Annotated in this window: 22 protein-coding genes and 4 tRNA genes; 23 read left to right on the top strand and 3 right to left on the bottom strand. The window is 69.2% G+C overall.

The features are described from left to right. Positions 1-2 precede the first annotated feature (2 nt). Positions 3-557: a DUF3592 domain-containing protein gene (locus MUG78_RS03510; RefSeq protein WP_246992237.1), complete on the top strand. Its 555-nt coding sequence runs from the start codon at positions 3-5 to the stop codon at positions 555-557. After that, positions 554-1258: a demethylmenaquinone methyltransferase gene (locus tag MUG78_RS03505; protein WP_246992235.1), complete on the top strand. Its 705-nt coding sequence runs from the start codon at positions 554-556 to the stop codon at positions 1256-1258. The genes MUG78_RS03510 and MUG78_RS03505 overlap by 4 nt, the downstream gene beginning before the upstream one ends. Positions 1259-1293: 35 nt before the next feature. On the opposite strand, the gene MUG78_RS03500 is transcribed toward MUG78_RS03505, so the two are convergent. Continuing rightward, a complete protein-coding gene (locus MUG78_RS03500; protein WP_246992233.1) occupies positions 1294-2550 on the bottom strand; it encodes a geranylgeranyl reductase family protein in 1257 nt (418 codons plus the stop codon). Between the two features lie 121 nt (positions 2551-2671). Between MUG78_RS03500 and MUG78_RS03495 the strand changes: the two genes are divergently transcribed. Together MUG78_RS03495 and htpX are read left to right on the top strand one after the other, a co-directional pair. Beyond that, the gene (locus MUG78_RS03495; protein WP_246996790.1) at positions 2672-3688 is read left to right on the top strand and encodes a polyprenyl synthetase family protein; all 1017 of its coding nucleotides are present in this window, start codon (positions 2672-2674) and stop codon (positions 3686-3688) included. A 118-nt stretch (positions 3689-3806) separates the two neighbouring features. Then, entirely contained in the window at positions 3807-4679 is an 873-nt protein-coding gene (htpX, locus tag MUG78_RS03490) for a zinc metalloprotease HtpX (protein WP_246992231.1), read from the top strand. Here htpX and MUG78_RS03485 read toward each other — a convergent pair. Next, complete coding sequence (locus tag MUG78_RS03485) at positions 4667-5584, bottom strand: winged helix-turn-helix transcriptional regulator (RefSeq protein ID WP_246992229.1); 918 nt, start codon at positions 5582-5584, stop codon at positions 4667-4669. The two genes, htpX and MUG78_RS03485, sit on opposite strands and share 13 nt — an antisense overlap. 162 nt (positions 5585-5746) lie before the next feature. Between MUG78_RS03485 and MUG78_RS03480 the strand changes: the two genes are divergently transcribed. Genes MUG78_RS03480 through MUG78_RS03465 form a run of 4 tightly spaced genes read left to right on the top strand, consistent with a single transcriptional unit; the run spans position 5747 to position 11229 of the window. Then, the gene (locus tag MUG78_RS03480; RefSeq protein WP_246992227.1) at positions 5747-6973 is read left to right on the top strand and encodes an acetyl-CoA acetyltransferase; all 1227 of its coding nucleotides are present in this window, start codon (positions 5747-5749) and stop codon (positions 6971-6973) included. Positions 6974-7023: 50 nt separating this feature from the next. After that, positions 7024-8553: a carotenoid oxygenase family protein gene (locus MUG78_RS03475; protein ID WP_246992225.1), complete on the top strand. Its 1530-nt coding sequence runs from the start codon at positions 7024-7026 to the stop codon at positions 8551-8553. After that, positions 8553-9515 (top strand): NAD(P)H-dependent flavin oxidoreductase, encoded by a 963-nt coding sequence (locus tag MUG78_RS03470; RefSeq protein ID WP_246992223.1) that lies wholly within the window; start codon positions 8553-8555, stop codon positions 9513-9515. Before MUG78_RS03475 ends, MUG78_RS03470 begins: the two co-directional genes overlap by 1 nt. Beyond that, positions 9508-11229 (top strand): class I adenylate-forming enzyme family protein, encoded by a 1722-nt coding sequence (locus MUG78_RS03465; RefSeq protein WP_246992221.1) that lies wholly within the window; start codon positions 9508-9510, stop codon positions 11227-11229. Before MUG78_RS03470 ends, MUG78_RS03465 begins: the two co-directional genes overlap by 8 nt. A gap of 134 nt (positions 11230-11363) precedes the next feature. Here MUG78_RS03465 and MUG78_RS03460 read toward each other — a convergent pair whose 3' ends face one another. After that, positions 11364-11855 (bottom strand): YajQ family cyclic di-GMP-binding protein, encoded by a 492-nt coding sequence (locus MUG78_RS03460; protein WP_246992219.1) that lies wholly within the window; start codon positions 11853-11855, stop codon positions 11364-11366. 107 nt (positions 11856-11962) lie between these two features. On the opposite strand from MUG78_RS03460, the gene MUG78_RS03455 reads away from it, so the two are divergent. From MUG78_RS03455 to MUG78_RS03385, 15 genes are all read left to right on the top strand, one after another. Beyond that, positions 11963-12043: transfer RNA gene (locus tag MUG78_RS03455), tRNA-Tyr, on the top strand. Positions 12044-12163: 120 nt separating this feature from the next. Continuing rightward, positions 12164-12236, top strand: a tRNA-Thr gene (locus MUG78_RS03450). A gap of 42 nt (positions 12237-12278) precedes the next feature. Next, positions 12279-12352 (top strand) — tRNA-Met (locus MUG78_RS03445). An 88-nt stretch (positions 12353-12440) separates the two neighbouring features. Beyond that, positions 12441-12608 (top strand): 50S ribosomal protein L33, encoded by a 168-nt coding sequence (gene rpmG, locus MUG78_RS03440; protein WP_246992217.1) that lies wholly within the window; start codon positions 12441-12443, stop codon positions 12606-12608. Between the two features lie 127 nt (positions 12609-12735). Further along, positions 12736-13797, top strand: coding sequence for a fused (3R)-hydroxyacyl-ACP dehydratase subunits HadA/HadB (locus MUG78_RS03435; RefSeq protein WP_246992214.1), 1062 nt, complete (start codon positions 12736-12738; stop codon positions 13795-13797). Between the two features lie 171 nt (positions 13798-13968). After that, a tRNA-Trp gene (locus tag MUG78_RS03430) sits at positions 13969-14041 on the top strand. A gap of 80 nt (positions 14042-14121) precedes the next feature. Further along, positions 14122-14532: a preprotein translocase subunit SecE gene (secE, locus tag MUG78_RS03425; protein WP_246992212.1), complete on the top strand. Its 411-nt coding sequence runs from the start codon at positions 14122-14124 to the stop codon at positions 14530-14532. A gap of 70 nt (positions 14533-14602) precedes the next feature. After that, entirely contained in the window at positions 14603-15412 is an 810-nt protein-coding gene (gene nusG / locus MUG78_RS03420) for a transcription termination/antitermination protein NusG (protein ID WP_246992210.1), read from the top strand. Positions 15413-15490: 78 nt separating this feature from the next. After that, the gene (gene rplK / locus MUG78_RS03415; protein ID WP_246992208.1) at positions 15491-15925 is read left to right on the top strand and encodes a 50S ribosomal protein L11; all 435 of its coding nucleotides are present in this window, start codon (positions 15491-15493) and stop codon (positions 15923-15925) included. A 126-nt stretch (positions 15926-16051) separates the two neighbouring features. Continuing rightward, positions 16052-16768, top strand: coding sequence for a 50S ribosomal protein L1 (gene rplA, locus MUG78_RS03410; protein ID WP_246992206.1), 717 nt, complete (start codon positions 16052-16054; stop codon positions 16766-16768). A gap of 214 nt (positions 16769-16982) precedes the next feature. Continuing rightward, positions 16983-17699 (top strand): AzlC family ABC transporter permease, encoded by a 717-nt coding sequence (locus MUG78_RS03405; RefSeq protein ID WP_246992204.1) that lies wholly within the window; start codon positions 16983-16985, stop codon positions 17697-17699. Then, positions 17699-18028, top strand: a complete 330-nt coding sequence (locus tag MUG78_RS03400; RefSeq protein ID WP_281499777.1) for a branched-chain amino acid transporter permease — start codon at positions 17699-17701, stop codon at positions 18026-18028. Before MUG78_RS03405 ends, MUG78_RS03400 begins: the two co-directional genes overlap by 1 nt. A 46-nt stretch (positions 18029-18074) precedes the next feature. Further along, positions 18075-19031 carry an L-lactate dehydrogenase gene (locus MUG78_RS03395; RefSeq protein WP_246992202.1) on the top strand — a complete coding sequence of 319 codons (957 nt, stop codon included), beginning with the start codon at positions 18075-18077 and terminating at the stop codon, positions 19029-19031. An 88-nt stretch (positions 19032-19119) separates the two neighbouring features. Next, positions 19120-19959 carry a DUF2786 domain-containing protein gene (locus tag MUG78_RS03390; protein ID WP_246992200.1) on the top strand — a complete coding sequence of 280 codons (840 nt, stop codon included), beginning with the start codon at positions 19120-19122 and terminating at the stop codon, positions 19957-19959. Next, complete coding sequence (locus MUG78_RS03385) at positions 19956-20447, top strand: TIGR04338 family metallohydrolase (RefSeq protein WP_246992198.1); 492 nt, start codon at positions 19956-19958, stop codon at positions 20445-20447. The genes MUG78_RS03390 and MUG78_RS03385 overlap by 4 nt, the downstream gene beginning before the upstream one ends. Positions 20448-20454: the final 7 nt, after the last annotated feature.

The following is a 20454-nucleotide window of genomic DNA, read 5'->3' as shown; positions in this document are numbered from 1 at the left end:
TTATGAACCCGGTGATTCAGCGGCGCGTGCAGCTCGGCTTCCTTGCGGTCGGCGTCCTCGCGACCCTGATCGGCGCCGTGATCATCCTGGGGGCCTACCGCAACGACGCCAAGATCGACGCCAATCGAGCGACCGCCGTGGCCGAGGTGATCTCCGCCGACCGCCTGCACGCGGCGGTGAACTTCGTGACGCCCGACGGTGTGCTGCGCAACCCGAAGTTCGGCCTGCTGTACCCGACCGAACTGGAGGCCGGGCAGCGCATCCTCGTCGACTACGACGCCACCGACCCGGACAACCTCGCCCGACCGGCCGGGCGCAACGCCCAGCTGGCGGTGATCCCGGGGGTGTCGATCATCGTGGCGGGCTGGGTGGTCGCGATCGCCGCGATGCTGATCGTCGCCGAAGTGAGTCGCCGGATGCGGCGGCGCACGGAGGTCGAGGCGGACGCGGTCGAGGGTGATGCGGCCGAGGGTGATGCGGCCGCGAGCGCGGCGCCCGAGGATCGGAGCCCGGAGGACAAGGCCGCGGAAGGCGAACCCCTAGACTCGAGCGCATGACTCCGCCCGCTGATTCCGGTTCCCGCGCCAGCCTGGACAAGGAGCCGTCCGAAGTCGCTGAGATGTTCGACGGTGTCGCCAAGCGCTACGACGTGACCAACACGGTGCTGTCGTTCGCGCAGGACCGCCGCTGGCGCACCGCCACCCGCAAGGCCCTGGCCCTGCGTCCGCGCGACGTGGTGCTGGACCTGGCCGCGGGCACCGCGGTCTCCACCGACGAGCTGGCCACCTCCGGCGCCACCGTGATCGCGGCCGACTTCTCCCGCGGCATGCTCCGGGCCGGTGCCAAGCGCAACGTGCCGAAGGTCGCCGCCGACGCGCTGCACCTGCCGTTCGCCGACGACAGCTTCGACGCCGCCACCATCTCGTTCGGCCTGCGCAACGTGAACGACGTGCCGCTGGCGCTGCGCGAACTGCGCCGCGTGCTCAAGCCGGGCGGCCGCCTCGCGATCTGCGAGTTCTCCACCCCGACGCTCGCGCCGTTCCGCACCGTCTACATGGAGTACCTGATGAAGGCGCTGCCCGCGGTGGCCTCGCGCGTCTCCAGCAACCCGGACGCCTACGTCTACCTCGCCGAATCGATCCGCGCGTGGCCCGATCAGGCCGGGCTGGCCGCGCAGATCCGCGAGGCCGGGTTCGACGACGTGGCCTGGCAGAACCTCACCGGCGGCATCGCGGCCATCCACACCGGCCGCGCCTGACCGGCAGACCCCGCAGGCCGGCAGCACCTCCCCGATCAGGTGAAGGGCGGCCGGTCCTCGAACCGGCTGAACGCCGCCCCGGACCCGCGCCAGGCGCGCGCGATCAGGTCGGTGTCCTCGGGCGTCAGCAGATTGCCCATCACCCGGACCACCGTGCTCATCAGCGCGGCCGACCGGATTCCCGGCCGGCCCAGCACCGGCACGGTCTTGGGCATGGTGAGCAGACCGGCGGCACGACGGGCCGCGGCGAACGCCGTCCCGTACTCGGCCCGCAGCAGCGCCGGCCACGCCTGCGTGTGATCGCGGCTGTCGGCCAGCAGTTCGACGGCCATCCGGCCGGTCTCCAGTGCGTAGTCGATGCCCTCGCCGTTGAGCGGATTCACGCAGGCCGCGGCGTCGCCGATCAGCAGCCAGTTGCGTCCGGCCACCCCGGACACCGCACCGCCCATCGGCAGCAGCGCCGACGCGATGCGTTCGGGCCCGGAGGTGAAGCGCCAGTCGTCGCCGACCATGCGGACGTAGTGCTCCAGCACCGGTCGCAGTTGCATGGCCGCCGGTCGTTTCGCGGTGGCCAGGGCGCCGACGCCCACGTTCACCGTGCCGTCGCCCAGCGGGAACACCCAGCCGTAGCCGGGCAGCAGCCCGCCGTCGGGGTCGCGCAGTTCCAGGTGCGAGCCCATCCACTCGTCGTCGGCACGCTCGGAGGCCACATAGCTGCGGCCGGCCACGCCGTAGGCGGTGTCCCGGTGCCACTGCCGACCGAGCACCTTCCCGAGCGTGGACCGCACGCCGTCGGCGACGATCACCTGGTTCACCCGCACCGCGGTGCGCTCGGCGCCGTGGGCCACGATCACCGACGCGATGCGGTCGCCGTCGCGCTCGGTGTCGACGGCCTTGCCGGTGGCCATGCGGGCCCCGCGGTCGACCGCGAAGCGGCGGACGTCGTCGTCGAACTCGGTGCGGGCCACGGCGCTGCCGAACGGACCGAACCGCGACGCCGGCCACGGCACGCGCTGCTGAGCACCCCAGCCGTTCAGTTCCAGGCCGCGGATCCGCGGCCGACCGGCGAGGTAGTCGGTCATGCCCAGGTTCTCCAGGGCCCGTACCGCGCGCGGGGTGAGGCCGTCGCCGCACGTCTTGTCGCGCGGGAAGGTCGCGGCGTCGAGCAGCAGTACGTCGGCCCCGCCCGCGGCGGCATGAGCGGCCGCGGCGGCACCCGCCGGACCTGCGCCGACGACGAGAATGTCGGCGGATGTCGCGATTGCGGCGGCGTCGTCGGTTGCACTGGTCACCCGTCGATTATGTCGCCGACCGATTCCGGTTAGGCTTCTGGTGTCGTCCGAGCGCGCCAACGCCGCGCTGACGGCAGCCGGACGCCGGTGGGCGGACGGCGCAGACGAGGGGACCCGACACGTGAAGTCGACATTCGCCGGACTCGACCTTGGCACGGGGGAATTCGCCGAGGGAGTAGCGCAGGCGCTGGTCCGCGTGGAGGATCTCCTGCTCACCGAGCTGTCGTCCGGCGACGAGATCCTCACCGAGGCGGCCACGCACCTGGCGAAGGCCGGGGGCAAGCGGTTCCGTCCGATGTTCGCCGTGCTCGCCTCGCACTTCGGCCCCGAGCCCGAGGGCCACGACGTCATCACCGCCGCCACCGTGGTGGAGATGATCCACCTGGCCACGCTGTACCACGACGATGTGATGGACGACGCCCCGCTGCGCCGCGGTGCGATGAGCGCCAACGCGCGGTGGAACAACTCGATCGCGATCCTGGCCGGCGACTTCCTGTTCGCCCGCGCCTCCCGCCTGGTGTCGACGCTGGGCCCGAACTCGGTGCGCATCATCGCCGAGACCTTCGCCGAACTGGTCACCGGCCAGATGCGCGAGACCGTCGGCGCCCGCGGCGGTGACCCGGTGGAGCACTACCTCAAGGTGGTGTGGGAGAAGACCGGCTCGCTGATCGCCGCCTCCGGCCGCTTCGGCGCGATGGCCTCCGGGGCCGACGCCGACCGCGTCGAGGCGCTCTCGCGCATCGGCGACATCGTCGGTGTGGCCTTCCAGGTCTCCGACGACATCATCGACATCGCCTCGGTGACCGACGACAGCGGCAAGACCCCGGGCACCGACCTGCGCGAAGGCGTGCACACCCTGCCCGTGCTGTACGCGCTCGACGGCGACGGGGCCGACTCGGTGCGCCTGCGCGAACTGCTCATCGACGCGACCACCGGCGAGGCCCGCCCGCTGACCGACGACGCCGAGGTCGACGAGGCGCTGGCGCTGCTGGTGGCCTCCGAGGGCATGGACCGCGCCCGCCGCCGCCTCGCGCAGATGGCCGACGACGCCCACGCCGAACTCGCGCAGCTGCCCGCGGGCCCGGCGCGCGATGCCTTCACGTCGCTGGTGAACTACACCGTCGACCGCGTCGGCTGAGGTGTAGCCGAGGTCGCCGCGCCGTGCCACGTGGTGGCGAACACTCCTGCTTGCGGGAACTTTTCGTCGTCGCACGTGCGTTGACCGAGTAGTCACAGATTTCGTCCCGAGGGGTCACATGCACTCGTTCAACGGTCTTAAGACCGCCGCCCTGATGGGCTTGATGTCGGCGATCATCGTCGGCATCGGCGCGGCCTTCCAGAACACCACTATCCTCATCATCTCGGTGTTCCTCGCGATCGCGACCAACGCGTACGCCTACTTCAACAGCGCCAAGCTGTCGCTGAAGGCCATGCACGCGCAGCCGGTCACCGAGGTGCAGGCGCCGCAGCTGTACGCGATGGTGCGCGAGCTCGCGACCCGCGCCAACCAGCCGATGCCCGCGCTGTACATCAGCCCCACCGAGTCCCCGAACGCCTTCGCCACCGGCCGCAACCCGAAGAACGCCGCGGTGTGCTGCACTACCGGCATCATGGAGCTGCTCGACGAACGCGAACTGCGCGCGGTGATCGGCCACGAACTCAGCCACGTCTACAACCGCGACATCCTGATCAGCTCGGTGGCCGGCGCGATGGCCGCGGTGATCAGCGGTCTGGCCAACTTCGCGATGTTCGCGGGCATGTTCGGCGGCAACCGCGAGGGCGGCGTGAACCCGCTCGCGATGATGCTGATCGCCATCCTCGGCCCGATCTCGGCCATGCTGATTCAGATGTCGGTGTCCCGCTCCCGCGAGTACCAGGCGGACGCCTCCGGCGCCGAACTCAGCGGCGACCCGCTGGGCCTGGCGTCGGCCCTGAACAAGATCTCCGGCGGTATCGCGATGGCGCCGCTGCCGCCCACGCCCGAGCTGACCACGCAGTCGCACATGATGATCGAGAGCCCGTTCCGCGCCGGCGAGAAGATGAGCAAGCTCTTCTCCACGCACCCGCCGACCGAGGACCGCATCGCCCGCCTGCACGAGATGGCGCGCGAGGGCGGTCAGACCTTCTGATCCGAGGTCTCCAAGACCTCGATCTGCGCGGCCTGCAACGGCCGGTGGCACTGGTCGCAGTCCAGCCGGGGGACCAGCGGATGATCGCCGTGCTGCCAACTGATCGCCGGTCCCTCAGGTAGCGCGAACCAGCGTTCGGCCCAGCTCAGCGTGGTCGCGACGATCGGGAAGAAGGCTCGCCCCTTCTCGGTCAGGTGGTATTCGCGACGTCCCTGCTCGGTGACGTCGACCCGCAGCAGCCCGTACTCCACGAGGATGCGCAGACGCTCGGACAGGATGTTCGACGGGATGCCCAGCAGCGACTCGAACTCCGAATAGCGCCGGATCCCCTGGAAGACCGCGCCGATCACCACCGCCGACCAGCGGTTGCCGAACACCGCCATGGTCTCCGGGAACTCACCGGCCGTGCGCGAGGCCCGGGTGCGACGCCGCGTCGCGGTGTCCGGGATCGACCGGTCCCAGCCCCCGGTCGGTCCCCAGGCGGCCGTGACGTCGCGGCGACCGGCGGCCACCCCGCACGTGGCGCAGACCAGTTCGGGGTGGAACGACTGCCCGCACTCGGCGTGCCGGCGGTCCGGGAGTTCACCGGCCGGATGGTCGGCCCAGCGGTCCTCCCAGTCCCAGATCGCGAGCAGGATCGGCCAGGTGCCGCGCCCCTGCGGGGTCAGCAGGTACTCGGCGCGAATCGGATTCTGCTGGTAGACGCGGCGGATGAACAGCCCCTCGTCGGCCAGCAGGGCGAGGCGGGCCGCCAGGCTGGCCGCCGAGATCGGTAGTTCCTCCTGGAAGCGACCGAATCGCGTCGCACCCGAGTGGGCCGCGCGCAGCAACTGCAGGCACCACTCGTCGCCCAGGACGCCCAGTCCTCGGGCGATGGCGTTGGGACTGCTTTCCGGTGGTGGCACCGAGACGACCCCCCTGGTCAGCGGATGACTTCTTGCACGGTCAGCGTAGCGCCAGCCCGCCGGTATCCCGCCTTGGGATTAATTGACAGAGTGACTTCACTAGCTATAGTGACATACATCATCACCGCGGATGCCACAGGATCAGAAGGAGCGCCACCGACGATGACTTCCCCCACCACGACGTCGATTTGGATGATGGGCGGCTACCAGACCGACTTCGCCCGGAACTGGAATCGCGAGGGCTTCGACTTCGCCGACCTCACCACCGAAGCGGTCACCGAGACCTGCGCCGCCGCGGGCATCGGCCCCGAGGCGATCGAGGTGATCCACGTCGGCAACGCCTTCGGTCAGCTGTTCACCGGACAGGGCCACCTGGGCGCCATGCCGGCGACGGTCATCCCGGAACTGTGGGGCGTCCCGGCCACCCGCCACGAAGCCGCCTGCGCCTCCGGCGGCACCGCGCTGCTCGCGGCGATGGCCGACCTGAAGGCCGGCCTGTACGACGTCGCGCTGGTCCTCGGCGTGGAACTGGAGAAGACCGTGCCCGGCGACCAGGCCGCGCAGTACCTCGGTGCGGCGGCGTGGGCCGGCCACGAGGGCGAGCAGGCCAAGTTCATGTGGCCGTACATGTTCGCCGAGATGGCCGAGGAGTACGACCGCCGCTACGGCCTGGATTTCGCGCACCTGCGCCGCATCGGTGAGCTCAACTTCGCGAACGCCCGCTCCAACCCGAAGGCGCAGACCCGCGGCTGGACCGACCTGGACTTCTCCGACGACGACGCTCGTAATCCTCTGGTCGAGGGTCGCCTGCGTCGCCTGGACTGCAGCCAGATCACCGACGGCGCCGCCGGCGTGATCCTGGTGAGCGATCGTTACCGGCAGGCCCACCCGCAGGCGCAGCCGTGGTCGCAGGTCACCGGCTGGGGTCACACCACCGCGGGCCTGTCGTTGGAGAGCAAGCTCGGCCGCCGCGACGACTCCCCGTACGTGCTGCCGCACCTGCGCAAGGCGATCACCGACGCCCTCGGCCGCGCCCGCGTCGACATCGACGACCTGGACGGCTTGGAGATCCACGACTGCTTCTCGATGAGCGAATACCTCACCATCGACCACCTCGGCCTCACCGAGCCGGGCCGCTCGTTCGAGGCGATCGACAACGGCGACATCGAGATGGGCGGCCGCCTGCCCATCAATCCCAGCGGCGGCCTGCTCGGCGGCGGCCATCCGGTGGGCGCCAGCGGTATCCGCATGCTGCTCGACGCCTCCGCGCAGGTCTCCGACCGTGCCGGCGACCAGCAGATCGAAGGCGCGGACACCTTCGGCACGGTCAACTTCGGCGGCAGCACCGCCACCTGCGTGACCTTCGTGGCCACCAGCGCCGCGAACTGACCTGTCGCCGCACGACCTCCCGACTTCACACGAACAGTAAGGACAAGACCATGGTGACCAGTGTGGACCTGGTGGAACGGATGATCACCACCATCCCCGCCGACGACGACCACCCCTACCGCTCGGGTGCGTGGCGCCCGCAGCAGGCCGAATGGAACGCCGACGACCTGACCGTCGTCGAGGGCCAGATCCCCGCCGACCTCGACGGCGTGTACCTGCGCAACACCGAGAATCCGCTGCACATGCCGATCCACCAGTACCACCCGTTCGACGGTGACGGCATGGTGCACATGGTCGGCTTCCGCGACGGTAAGGCGTTCTACCGCAACCGCTTCGTCCGCACCGACGGCCTGGCCGCCGAGCAGGAAGCCGGACGTTCGCTGTGGGCCGGTATCGCCGAGTCGCCGTCGATCTCCGACCGCACCGACGGCGTCGGTGCGCGCGGATTCCTCAAGGACTCCTCGAGCACCGACGTGACGGTGTTCCGCGGCGAGGCGCTGACCAGCTTCTACCAGTGCGGCGACCTGTACCGCCTGGACCCGCTGACCGGTGACGCCCTCGGCCGCGCCGACTTCAACGGCGCTTTCCCCACCGCGCTCGGCGTCTCCGCGCACCCGAAGAACGACGACCGCACCGGCGAGCTGCTCTTCTTCAACTACGGCAAGGACGCGCCGTACATGCACTACGGCGTCGTCGACGCGAACAACGAGCTGGCGCACTACGTGCCGATCGAGCTGCCCGGCGCCCGCCTGCCGCACGACATGGCGTTCACCGAGAACTACGCGATCTTCAACGACTTCCCGCTGTTCTGGGACGCGGAACTGCTCAAGGCCGGCCACCACGTGCCCAAGCTGCACGACCTGCCGTCGCGCTTCGGCATCCTGCCGCGCCGCGGTGACCCGTCGCAGATCCGCTGGTTCGAGGCCGACCCCACCTACGTCCTGCACTTCACCAACGCCTTCGAAGACGGCGACGAAGTGGTCCTCGACGGCTTCTTCCAGCACGACCCCGACCCCAGCGCCGAGGAGTCCGCGCACCTGCCCAAGGCGCTGCGCCCGTTCCGCTTCCTCGCGCTCAACCGGATGAAGACCCGCCTGCACCGCTGGCGCTTCAACATGGTGACCGGCGCGGTCCGCGAGGAATCGCTCACCGACACCATCAGCGAGTTCGGCATGATGAACAACGACTACCTGACCACCGACTACCGGTACGCCTACGCGGCCACCGGCAAGCCGGACTGGTTCCTGTTCGACGGCCTGGTCCGCCACGACCTGCACACCGGCGCCGAGGAGCACTACTCCTTCGGCGACGGCGTCTTCGCCAGCGAGACCAGCGTCGCGCCCAAGGTCGGCTCCGCCGCCGAGGACGAGGCCTACCTGGTCACCATCACCACCGACCTGAACGACGACGCCTCGTACGCCGTGGTCATGGACGCCGCCCGCCTCGCCGACGGTCCGGTCTGCCGCGTCCGCCTGCCCGAGCGCGTGTCGTCGGGCACCCACTCCACCTGGGCCCCCGGCTCGGAGCTGCGCCGCTGGCGCACCGCGGAGAACGCCGGCGACGCGGTGGAGGTCGGCTGATGCGCGACATTCTGAACGAACTGTCCCTGCCGGTGATGGCCGCGCCGATGTTCCTGGTGTCCGGCCCGGAGATGGTCATCGCCGCGGGCCGCGCCGGGATCCTCGGCGCCTTCCCGACGCAGAACTGCCGCACCGTCGAGGACCTCGAGCAGTGGCTGATCGCCATCACCGAGGGCCTCGCCACCGCGGACGGCCGCACCCTCCCGTGGGCGGTGAACCTGGTGACGCACCGCACCAACGCGCGCCTCGCCGAGGACCTCGCGCTGGTCGCGAAGTACCAGCCGCCCGTGGTGGTCACCGCGCTCGGCTCGCCCAAGCCGGTGATGGAGGCCGTGCACGCCTACGGCGGCGCGGTGATCGCCGACGTCGCCGACCTGAAGATGGCCCGCAAGGCCGCCGAAGCCGGTGTCGACGGGCTGGCCTGCATCTCGGCCGGTGCGGGCGGCCACACCGGCATGCTGAGCCCGTTCGCGTTCACCGCGGCGGTCCGCGAGTTCTTCGACGGTCTGCTCATCATCGGCGGCGGCATCTCCGACGGCTACGGCGTCGCCGGAGCGGTCGCCGCGGGCGCCGACCTGGTCTACATGGGGACGTCGTTCCTGGCCTCGGAGGAGAGCCTGGCCGTGGCCGACTACAAGCGCATGGTGGTCGACTCCGACATCGAGGACCTCATCGTCAGCGCCGGCATCACCGGCACCCCGGCGTCGTGGCTGCGCCCGAGCCTCATCGCGCACGGCATCGACCCGGACACGCTGAACAGCGTTCAGCCCGACCGTAATTACCAGGCCGGCGGCGACGCGGTGCGTCGCTGGAAGGACCTGTGGGCCGCCGGACAAGGCGTCGGCTCCGTCACCGCAATCGCACCCGTCGGCGACATCGTCGACCAACTGGCCGAGCAATACCAGCAGGCCGCCACCCGACTCACCCCGTACCGCTCCCTGGAAGGAAGCGCACATGCTTGATTTCGCCGCCGGCCTCTACTCGCCGGAGAAGATCGAACGGTTCCGCGCCATGGGCGCCTGGACCGACGAGACCGCCGACCAGCTCTTCCGCGACCGCGTCGCCGAGACCCCGGACAAGATCGCGCTCGTCGATCCGGCCAACAACCAAGACCTCGTCGGCCTCCCGGCCCGTCGCCTCACCTGGGCGCAGGTCGACGACGAGGTCACCGCGCTGGCGGCCCGCCTGCTCGAGGCAGGCGTGGCCACCGGCGACGTGATCGGCGTCCAGATGCCCAACGGCGTGGAACTGGTGGAGCTGTACCTGGCGGCCTGGCGCATCGGCGCCGTCGTCTCGCCGCTGGCCATGCAGTACCGCGAGCACGAACTGGTCGGCATGGGCACCGCCGCCGGCTTCAGCGCGCTCGTCACCGTGCCCGAGTTCGCGGGCCGCCCGACGGCCGCCGAGACCGCCGCGTTCGCCGATCGCCTGCCCACCCTGCGCACCATCGCCACGCTGACCTCGGCACCGGTGGGCGAACCGGTCGACGGCGTGCTCGCCCTGGTGTCGGCCGAAGCCACCGACGCCGACCGCGCCGCGGTCGCCGCGCACGGCTACGCCGCCGATCCCAACCACCCGATGACCATCTGCTGGACGTCGGGCACCGAGAGCGCACCCAAGGGTGTGCCGCGCGCGCACTACGACTGGCTGTCGTTCACCTGGGCCGGCGTCGACGCACCGCGCCTGACCGGCGACGACGTGCTGCTCAACCCGTTCCCGATGATCAACATGGCGGCCTTCGTCGGCAAGCTCCTGCCGTGGCTGCGCACCGGCGCCCGCCTGGTGCAGCACCACCCGTTCGACGCCCCGACCTTCTTCGGCCAGATCGCCACCGAGCGCGTCACCTACACGGTCGCGCCGCCCGCGCTGCTGCTGATGCTGCTGCGCAACGAGGCCCTCCGCGGCCAGATCGACCTGTCCAGCCTCACCCGTGTCGGCTCCGGCTCGGCCCCGCTGCAGCCGGTCACCGTCCGCGGCTGGCAGGAGGACATGGGCATCTCGGTGATCAACTTCTTCGGCTCCAACGAAGGCATCGGTCTGCTGTCGAGCCCGGAGGACTTCCCGGACCCGGTCAATCGCGCCATGTACTTCCCGCGCTACGGCACCCCCGGCGTCGAGTGGGCGTCCCGGGTGAGCACCTGGATCTCCCTCAAGCTGATCGACGAGGAGACCGGCGAGGTCATCACCGAGCCGGGCCGCCCGGGCGAGCTGTACATCGACGGACCGATGGTCTTCGCCGGGTACCTCAACGGCGAGACGCTGGCCAACCCGTTCGACGACGAGGGCTACCTGCGCACCGGGGAGATCTTCCAGATCGCCGGCGACAAGGACCAGTACCTGCACTACGTCGACCGGGCCAAGGACCTGATCGTGCGCGGCGGCATGAACATCGCCCCCGCCGAGATCGAGGGCATGCTGGGCGATCACCCCGCGGTGGTCGAGGCCGCCGTGATCGGCCGCCCCTGCGAGGTGATGGGGGAGCGGGTGCACGTGGTGCTCGCGCTGGCCCCGGACGCCGAGGTGACGCTGGAGGAGATCACCGACTTCCTCCGCGATCGCCACATCGCGTCGTACAAGCTCCCCGAGAGCATGGAGGTGCTGCCCGAGCTGCCCCGCAACCCGGTCGGCAAGCTCCTCAAGCGCGACCTGCGCACCGCCCTGGCCGACATGGCCTGACCCGGGCGCCGTCGTCCCCCACGACGCCCCCCGCTCCCGCGAGAGCTTCCCGCTCCCGCGAGAGGACTCCGTTCCCGCGGGCCGCTATCAGGCCCGCGGGAACGCAGTCGTCTCGCGGGAACGGGGAGTTCGGACTAGCGGTAGTTCACGAACTGCAGCGCGATGCCGAAGTCCTCGCCCTTGAGGAGCGAGATGACGGCCTGCAGGTCGTCGCGCTTCTTCGACGAGACACGCAGCTCGTCGCCCTGGATCTGCGCCTTGACGCCCTTGGGGCCCTCGTCGCGGATCTTCTTGGAGATCTTCTTGGCGTGCTCGGAATCGATGCCCTGCACGATCTCGCCGGTGATCTTGAAGACCTTGCCGGAGCCGACCGGGTCGCCGGCCTCGAAGGCCTTCAGCGAGATGTCGCGCCGGATCAACTTCTCCCGGAACACCTCGAGGCCGGCCAGGGCGCGCTCCTCGGCGTCGGAGGAGATCACGATCTTCTCCTCGCCCGACCAGTCGATGCCGGTGTTGGTGCCGCGGAAGTCGTAGCGCTGCGACAACTCCTTGGCGGCCATGTTGAGGGCGTTGTCGACCTCCTGGCGGTCGACCTTGCTCACCACGTCAAATGAAGAATCAGCCATGGCACCAGGGTAGGGCATGGGGGTCGGGAGCGGGACGCTGACCTGCCGGTTTGCGTAGACCACCCGATCCCGTTGTATTCTAATTCCCGTTGCCTTCACGGTGACACGGCAGATTGCCCGAGCGGCCAATGGGAGCGGATTGTAAATCCGTCGCGAAAGCTACGTAGGTTCGAATCCTACATCTGCCACTACGAGAATATGAACACGGAATTCGGTTCTGACCAGCGGTTTTGGTCTTCCAAAGGCGGTGTGTGTAATCTCGTGAAGGCTTCTGCGCCACTCCGGGAAACCGGAGCGGAGCGGAAAACGCCCCCTTAGCTCAGTCGGCAGAGCGTTTCCATGGTAAGGAAAAGGTCGACGGTTCGATTCCGTCAGGGGGCTCGCTTGGTGAGGACGACCCGCACGGGTGGTTCGATCTGACAGGGCGGTGTAGCTCAGCTGGTTAGAGCGCACGACTCATAATCGTGAGGTCGGGGGATCGAGTCCCCCCACCGCTACACAACTCGGCCGCTCACCGCGAGCCCGCCCGCGGCGGGAACGCCAGGCGCCGAAGACGATAAGTAAGACGCGAAAGAAGGCAAGGAAATGGCTTCCTCAACTGACGTGCGGCCGAAGATCACCTTGGCCTGCGAGGTGTGCAAGCACCGCAACTACATCACCAAGAAGAACCGGCGCAACGACCCCGATCGCCTGGAGCTCAAGAAGTTCTGCCCCAACTGCGGAACCCACCAGGCTCACAAGGAATCGCGCTAAGCGTTCGAAAAGCTTCAAGCGAGCGGGCCACCTCACAGTGTGAGGTGGCCCGCTCGATTTGGTTGGTCTGCGCGGATCGGCGCAGAATCGGCCGAAGATTCACCGCCGCGCGCGGAGGGAGAAAACCATGATGATGCAGCAGAACGACAAGCCCGACCTGACCGTCGAGCAGATCGCCGAGCACACGGCGTCGGTCGTCGGCCACCACTACACCGTCGACGACTACTACGAGGTCGGTCGCGAAGAGGTGCGCAAGCACGCCCGCGCCGTGCAGGACGCCCATCCGACGCACTGGAGCGAAGCCGGCGCCGCGGAGTACGGCCACGACGGCCTCGTCGCGCACCCCACCTTCGTCTCGGTGCTCGGCATCACCGCGCAGGCCAAGCTGTTCGACGAAGTGGTCACCGGCTACGACCTGTGGCAGATCATGCAGACCGATCAGCGTCTGGTGTACCACCAGCCGATGAAGGTCGGCGACCAGCTGATCTGCGACGTCTCCCTGGAGTCGTTCCGGCACATCAGCAGCCCCGAAGCCATCGACCTGCTGGTCACCAAGAACATCATCTGGAACCAGCACGACGAGCCGGTGATGACCACCTACACGTCGATCGCGGCCCGGCCCGGCATGAAGGTGCCCGAGGAGCTCGCCGACTCGCTCGACCACGTGATGATGAAGGTCGACGCCGTCGGCGACCCGGGCAAGACGGTGCACCGCGAGGCGCAGCAGAACCAGGCCGACCCGACCGAGCGTCCCGGCGCCTACGCCGCCGTCGACTTCGACACCCTGACCGTCGGCCAGGAACTGCCGCCGAAGACCTTCGAACTCACCCGCGGCAACCTGAGCAACTACGCCGGCGTCGCGGGCGACCCGAACCCCATCCACTTCTCCGACCACGTCATCGCCGCGGCCGACGGGATGGACGGGGTGGTGGCGCACGGCATGCAGACCATGGGCCTGGGCGCCACGTACGTCTCGGAGTTCGTCGGCGACCCGGCGGCCTTCTGCGAGTACAACGTGCGCTTCACCAGCCCGGTCTACGTGCCGGCCGACGCCAGCGCCAAGGTCGACTTCACCGGTAAAGTGAAGTCGCTGGACCCGCAGACGCGGCGCGGCACCATCGCGCTGACCGCCAAGCAGGACGGTCGCAAGATCTTCGGTCGTGCCAACGTCGTCGTGCAGTTCAACTGAATACAGCGCGACGGGAGAGCAGTGTCGGCGCGGACACCCACCGGTTTGGGCTGTCAGGGTCGCGTGCTCTACACTAGGAAAGTCGAAGGTTTACTTCAGACTTGCGCGCTACCCGAAGGGTGGCGCGTTGGTGTTGTAAGGCTCGAGCAGAGTCGGTCTCGGCCGACTCAAAGGGGCGTAGCTCAACTGGCAGAGCAGCGGTCTCCAAAACCGCAGGTTGCAGGTTCAAGTCCTGTCGCCCCTGCACCCGACGTCCCGGAACGTCAGCGTTCCGGGACCGTTCCCCGGCCGGGGGATGAGGTAGACGAAGGGATCGGTGGATAGGTGGCCAAGCGCGACCGTAAGGCTCCGAATGATGATTCGGAGCTGACGACCGGCGACGACGCCGACACCGGTATCGACGTCGACGTCATCGAGGCCGACGAGATGCGGCCGCAGGGCAAGCGTCGTGCGCGCGAGCGTCGGACGGCGTCCGGCGACTCGAAGCCGGGCACGGTCGGCGTCGTCGACCCGACCGACGAAGAGGGCGCCAACGCGGCCAGCCGCAATCCGTTCGTGCGGATCTGGGTCTTCCTGCGCCAGGTCGTGACCGAGATGAAGAAGGTCATCTGGCCCACGCGGCGCGAGATGATCGTCTACTCCATCGGCGTGCTGGTCTTCGTGGCGGCAGTGACCGCCGCGATCTTCGGCATGGACATCGGGTTCGCGAAGCTGACGCTGTTGGTCTTCGGCTGACGGAACGGGCCGGTCGTGAGGCCGGCCGACGAGAAGTAACACATCGGGCAATGAAGGAGCGTGGGCGCGAATGAGCACCCCGGAGAACGAGATCGAATCGCCGGAGACCGGCGACGCGGCGGTGGAGGCTACGGCCGAGGCCGCAGAGTCGGCGTCGATCGACGCCGCCGCTCCCGAGGCCCCCGCCGACGAAGCCGTTGCCGATGAGGCCGTCACCGACGAGGCTGTCGCCGACGAGGTCGAAGAGGACCCGATCGAGGCCAAGAAGCGCGAGCTGCGTCGTCAGCCCGGCGACTGGTACGTGATCCACTCCTACGCCGGCTACGAGAACAAGGTGAAGGCCAACCTCGAGACGCGCGTGCAGAACCTCGATGTGGGCGACTACATCTTCGAGGTCGTCGTGCCGTCCGAAGAGGTCACCGAGATCAAGAACGGCCAGCAGAAGAAGGTCAACCGCAAGGTGCTGCCGGGCTACATCCTGGTGCGCATGGAACTCAACGACGCGGCGTGGGGCGCAGTGCGCAACACCCCCGGCGTGACGGGCTTCCTGAGCATGAACAACACCACGCCGACTTCCCTGTCGATCAAGGAAGTGCTGCAGTTCCTGGTGCCGCGCGCCGAGGTCCGCAAGGCTGCTGCCGCCAAGGCCGCCGCCGCCGTGGGCGAGAGCGTGGAAGCCGCTGCTGCCGCCGCGTCGAACCTCGTCGAGGTCGACTTCGAGGTCGGCGAATCGGTCACCGTCATGGACGGCCCGTTCGCGACGCTGCCCGCGTCGATCAGCGAGGTCAACACCGAGCAGCGCAAGGTCAAGGTGCTGGTCTCGATCTTCGGTCGCGAGACCCCGGTCGAGCTCGGCTTCAACCAGGTGGAGAAGCTGTAGCCCCCGGGCCGCCCCACCCATAGAGACTTCCGCGTATCCAGCGTGCGCGGAGAGTGAAGATACAAAGGACAAACTGAGATGCCTCCCAAGAAGAAGAAGATCGCCGGGATCATCAAGCTCCAGATCCAGGCGGGCCAGGCCAACCCGGCGCCGCCCGTGGGTCCCGCGCTTGGTCAGCACGGCGTGAACATCATGGAGTTCTGCAAGGCCTACAACGCGGCGACCGAGTCGCAGCGTGGCAATGTGATTCCGGTCGAGATCTTCGTGTACGAAGACCGCTCGTTCGATTTCAAGCTGAAGACTCCTCCCGCCGCGAAGCTGCTGCTGAAGGCCGCAGGCCTGCAGAAGGGCTCCGGCGAGCCGCATATCAACAAGGTCGGCAAGGTCAGCATGGACCAGGTCAAGGAAATCGCCAAGACCAAGGCCGAGGACCTGAACGCCAACGACATCGACGCCGCCGCGAAGATCATCGCCGGCACCGCGCGCTCGATGGGCATCACCGTCGAAGGCTGATTCAGCCCGGAGACGGTGAGCTCGATCGTTCGAGCTTGTCGAAAACCACCCGTGGGAGGGCCGCGCTCGGCCCACTAACCACTCACTTGAGATCCGACAGCGGATCTTGAAGAAGGAACAGAGCACATGAGCAAGAAGAGCAAGGCCTACCGGGCCGCCGCCGAGAAGGTCGATCGCGACAACCTGTACAGCCCGCTGGAGGCCGTCGGGTTGGCGAAGGAGACCTCCTCGAAGAACACCGACTCGACCATCGAGGTGGCCGTCCGCCTGGGCGTCGACCCCCGTAAGGCCGATCAGATGGTGCGCGGCACCGTCAACCTGCCCAACGGCACCGGCAAGACCGCGCGTGTCATCGTCTTCGCCGCAGGCGACAAGGCCACTGAGGCCGCTGCCGCCGGTGCCGACGAAGTGGGCGCCGAGGACCTGATCGAGAAGATCCAGGGCGGCTGGCTCGATTTCGACGCCGCGATCGCCACCCCGGATCAGATGGCCAAGGTCGGCCGTATCGCGCGTGTCCTCGGACCGCGCGGCCTGATGCCGAACCCGAAGACGGGCACCGTCACCACCGACGTGACCAAGGCCGTCAACGACATCAAGGGCGGCAAGATCAACTTCCGCGTCGACAAGGCAGCCAACCTGCACTTCGTCATCGGCAAGGCGTCGTTCAGCGCCGAGCAGCTGGCCGAGAACTACGGCGCCGCGTACGACGAGATCATGCGTGCGAAGCCGTCCGCTGCCAAGGGTCGTTACATCAAGAAGGTGACGATCTCGAGCAACACCGGCCCGGGCATCCAGGTCGACTCGTCGGTCTCGCGCAACTTCACCGAAGCGCCGCAGGCCTGATCCCAGTACCAGCCGAACGGCCCCGCCACTGCGAAGTGGCGGGCCGTTTCATCCCGCCGCCGCCCCTCCCTGGTCGGGCGTGTCGCGACCCTATTCGCGCCTCGCATCCGGGCTCCGCGCGCGAGGCGTAACCAGAGTCGCGACACGGCCGGGGCGGGGAGCGGAGGGGAGCGGTGGGTTCGTTCGACGGGGCTGTTCGTGTGATCATCGGAGGGTGGACGACGGCGGGCGGATCGAGAAAGACGACGGCGCCGCCTCCGCGGAAGTGTTGACCGGACTGCGGCTGTCGCTTCCCGCCGGGCTCGGCATGATCCCGCTCGGCATGGCTTTCGGCCTGCTCGTGGTGCAGCAGGGCCTGGCGTGGTGGCTGGCCCCGGCACTGTCGTTCCTGGCGTACGCCGGGTCGCTGGAACTGCTGCTGGTGGGTCTGATCGCGGCGACGACGCCGATCGCCACCATCGCGGTGACCACCTTCTTCGTGAACTTCCGGCACGTCTTCTACGCCTTCTCCTTCCCGCTGCACGTGGTCCGCGGCTGGTGGGCGCGGTTGTACTCGATGTACGCGCTCACCGACGAGGCCTTCGCCATCACCGCCGCGCATCCGGGCACGTGGACGCACCGTCGACTCCTCGCCGCGCAGGTGGCCCTGCAGGTCTACTGGGTCGGCGGCGGCCTTCTCGGGGTGGCCGTGGGCTCGCTGCTGCCCGGCCCCATCGAGGGCCTCGAGTTCGCCCTCTGCGCCCTGTTCATCACCCTGACACTGGACGCGTGTCGCACCCGCGCCCAGGTGCCGGTGCTGCTGCTGGCCGCGCTCTCCTTCGCGCTCGCCATGGTCCTGACCCCGGGCGCGCTGCTGTTCACCGCGCTGCTGGTCTTCGTCGGGCTGCTGATGGCGCGCTACGCCTGGAAGCGGAAGGGCGCCGATACCTGATGTCGATGCCCGATCCCGGCTATCTCGTCGCGGTGCTGATCACCGTCTTCGCGATCACCTTCGCCCTCCGGGCCCTGCCGTTCGCCGCGCTGCGGCCGCTGCGGCAGTCGCGGTTCGTCCTCACCATGGCTGCGTCGCTGCCCGCCGGCATCCTGGCGATTCTGGCCGGCGCCACCCTGCGCTCCTCGATCGACGCCGACGGCCGCGTCCTGCCCGTACTGATCGCGGTGGCGGTGACCGTCGCGGTGCACCTGACCTGTGGTCGACGGACCCTGCTCAGCGTGGGCCTGGGGACCCTGACCTACGTGGGCCTGCTCTACCTGTTCTGAGCGGCGACCCTGCGCGCGGGCCGCGGGGTCGCTACCGTCTGCAGGCATGGAACCTGTCGGCGCCAAGATCGCGATCGTCGGAGCGGGTGCCGTCGGCACCTCCATCGCCTACGCGGTCCTGATCCGCGGCGTCGCCCGGACAGTGGCGCTGATGGACGTCAACGAGCGCAAAGTGGCCGCCGAAGTCCTTGATCTGCAGCACGGCCTCGAATACGTACCGCGGGCCACCGTGCTCGGCTCGGCGGACCCGCAGATCTGCGCGGACGCCGACGTCGTCGTCTTCACCGCCGGGGCCAAGCAGAAGCCCGGCCAATCCCGGCTGGAACTGGCCGAAGCCACCATCGAGCTCACCCGCACGGCGCTACCGCCGATCGTCGACGCGGCACCGCACGCCCGGTACGTGATGGTCACCAACCCGGTGGACGTGGTGACCTACGCGGCGCTCCGGTTCACCGGGCTGCCCCGGCGTCAGCTGTTCGGCTCCGGCACCGTGCTCGACTCCTCGCGGCTGCGCTTCCTCCTGTCGGAGCACTGCGGCGTGGCCGTGCAGAATGTGCACGCCTACATCGCCGGCGAACACGGCGACACCGAGATCCCGCTCTGGACGTCGGCCACGATCGGCGGGGTGCCGCTGCTGGACTGGACCCCGCTGCCCGGCCGCCCGGCGCTCGATGCCGCCGCACGCGACCGGATCCGCGACGACGTGGTCGGCTCGGCGTATCGCATCATCGAGGGCAAGGGCGCCACCAACTACGCCATCGGGCTGGCCGCGGTGCGCATCGTGGAGGCGCTGCTCGACGACGAACACCGGGTCCTGCCGGTGTCCTCGCTGATCGACGACGACGAGGTCGGACTGAGCGATGTCTGCCTGTCGCTGCCCACGGTGGTCGACGCGGCCGGTGCCGGGCGCCGACTCCCGATCACCCTGTCCGACGACGAGCGCGCCGGCCTGCGCGCCTCGGCGCAGACCCTAGCGCGGATGCAACGCCGATTCGGGTTGTGAGTGCGGTCTGTGGACAGCTCCGCTCGCGGAAGCAGGCCTGTGGACAGCGGGAACGGGCGGTGTCACGGACGGTGACTACCCTTGCCTCATGCGCGACGACAAGCTCCTGACCCGGATCGGCGGGCTGCTCCGGCAGGCCGAGGGCACCGACAACGAGCACGAGGCGCAGGCCTTCCTCGCCGCGGCGCAACGGTTGGCCACGGCGTCGTCGATCGACCTGGCGGTGGCCCGCGACCACGACCCGGCCCTGCGGAAACGGCAGACCCCGCTGAGTCGGCAGATAGTCATCGGCACCGCGGGCAAGCGTGGCCTGCGCACCTACGTGCAGCTGTTCGTCCACATCGGCCGCGCCAACGATCTGACCTGCGACGTGGCGTCGAACTCGACCTACGTGATCGCCTACGGCTACGAGGCCGACATCGACGCCGTGGAGACCCTGTACGCCTCCCTGGTGGTGCAGATGGTGGCCGCCAGCGACGCCTACCTGAAGTCGGGCGCCTACAAGCAGGAGACCGCGCAGCAGGTGGTGACCCGCGACTACGGGCCGTGGCGACGCCGGGTGGTGGAGGAGAAGGCGCTCTCGCCGATCACGGCGCGCCTGAACTTCCAGTCTGCCTTCGCCGAACGCATCGGCGCCCGCCTGCTCGAGGCGCGCGATCAGCAGCGCGACGAGGCCGTGCGCGCCGAAGCGGACGCGGGCAGCGCCGGTTCGACGTCGACGTCCACCGCCGTCGCGCTGCGCAACAAGGAGCTGGAGGTGACCGACTTCCACCGCCGCGAATCCACCGCCCGCGGCAGTTGGCGGCCGAGCCGCGCCACCGCGGGCTATTCGTCGGCGGCCCGGCGGGCCGGGGACCACGCCGGTCGTCGTGCCAAGATCGGCGCCGACCGGGAGTTCGGGGCGCCGCGCGGCGCACTGGAGCCATGACCCGCGACAGCCGTCGCGCCCGCTTCTACGAGACCGAACGCCTGATCTTCGCGCTCGTAGACCGGCCGGGCGGCCGCGCGCACACCGTGCAGGTGGCCGGCGCCACCCTGACGTTGCGCGCCGAAGCCCGCTTCGGTTCGGTGGCCGCGGTGCAGCGGTACGTCGACGACGTCCTGGCCCTGCCCGCGGTCCGCGAACGCTTCGCCGGCGCCCGCCGCCCGATCCGGGTGCGCAGCCGCAAAGGCGCCGGGGCCGCGCACTACGAGTTCGCCAGCGCCGAGATCGCGATCCCGGAGGTGCCCGACGGTCGATGGGCGCTGCGCGAGCTGGTGGTGCTGCACGAGTGCGCGCACCACCTCGCCGATCCGTGGGCAGCGGCGCACGGCCCGGAGTTCGCGCACACCCTGATCGACCTCGTCGGCCTCGTCCTGGGACCCGAGTTCGCGCTGGTCTACCGGGTCCTACTCGGCGACGCGGGTCTCACGTAGGGGTCAG

The sequence above is a fragment of the Gordonia alkaliphila genome, from assembly GCF_023017165.1.
In the GTDB taxonomy this organism is placed as follows: Bacteria; Actinomycetota; Actinomycetes; order Mycobacteriales; family Mycobacteriaceae; genus Gordonia; species Gordonia alkaliphila.
This window is presented reverse-complemented; position numbering and strand designations above follow the sequence as displayed.

Excerpts from the sequence above, each read along its gene's own strand:
- MUG78_RS03510 (WP_246992237.1), top strand. The coding sequence starts at position 3 with ATGAACCCGGTGATTCAGCGGCGCGTGCAGCTCGGCTTCCTTGCGGTC.
- MUG78_RS03505 (WP_246992235.1), top strand. The coding sequence starts at position 554 with ATGACTCCGCCCGCTGATTCCGGTTCCCGCGCCAGCCTGGACAAGGAG.
- htpX (WP_246992231.1), top strand. The coding sequence starts at position 3,807 with ATGCACTCGTTCAACGGTCTTAAGACCGCCGCCCTGATGGGCTTGATG.
- MUG78_RS03480 (WP_246992227.1), top strand. The coding sequence starts at position 5,747 with ATGACTTCCCCCACCACGACGTCGATTTGGATGATGGGCGGCTACCAG.
- MUG78_RS03475 (WP_246992225.1), top strand. The coding sequence starts at position 7,024 with ATGGTGACCAGTGTGGACCTGGTGGAACGGATGATCACCACCATCCCC.
- MUG78_RS03470 (WP_246992223.1), top strand. The coding sequence starts at position 8,553 with ATGCGCGACATTCTGAACGAACTGTCCCTGCCGGTGATGGCCGCGCCG.
- MUG78_RS03465 (WP_246992221.1), top strand. The coding sequence starts at position 9,508 with ATGCTTGATTTCGCCGCCGGCCTCTACTCGCCGGAGAAGATCGAACGG.
- MUG78_RS03460 (WP_246992219.1), bottom strand. The coding sequence starts at position 11,855 with ATGGCTGATTCTTCATTTGACGTGGTGAGCAAGGTCGACCGCCAGGAG.
- rpmG (WP_246992217.1), top strand. The coding sequence starts at position 12,441 with ATGGCTTCCTCAACTGACGTGCGGCCGAAGATCACCTTGGCCTGCGAG.
- MUG78_RS03435 (WP_246992214.1), top strand. The coding sequence starts at position 12,736 with ATGATGATGCAGCAGAACGACAAGCCCGACCTGACCGTCGAGCAGATC.
- nusG (WP_246992210.1), top strand. The coding sequence starts at position 14,603 with ATGAGCACCCCGGAGAACGAGATCGAATCGCCGGAGACCGGCGACGCG.
- rplK (WP_246992208.1), top strand. The coding sequence starts at position 15,491 with ATGCCTCCCAAGAAGAAGAAGATCGCCGGGATCATCAAGCTCCAGATC.
- rplA (WP_246992206.1), top strand. The coding sequence starts at position 16,052 with ATGAGCAAGAAGAGCAAGGCCTACCGGGCCGCCGCCGAGAAGGTCGAT.
- MUG78_RS03400 (WP_281499777.1), top strand. The coding sequence starts at position 17,699 with ATGTCGATGCCCGATCCCGGCTATCTCGTCGCGGTGCTGATCACCGTC.
- MUG78_RS03395 (WP_246992202.1), top strand. The coding sequence starts at position 18,075 with ATGGAACCTGTCGGCGCCAAGATCGCGATCGTCGGAGCGGGTGCCGTC.
- MUG78_RS03390 (WP_246992200.1), top strand. The coding sequence starts at position 19,120 with ATGCGCGACGACAAGCTCCTGACCCGGATCGGCGGGCTGCTCCGGCAG.
- MUG78_RS03385 (WP_246992198.1), top strand. The coding sequence starts at position 19,956 with ATGACCCGCGACAGCCGTCGCGCCCGCTTCTACGAGACCGAACGCCTG.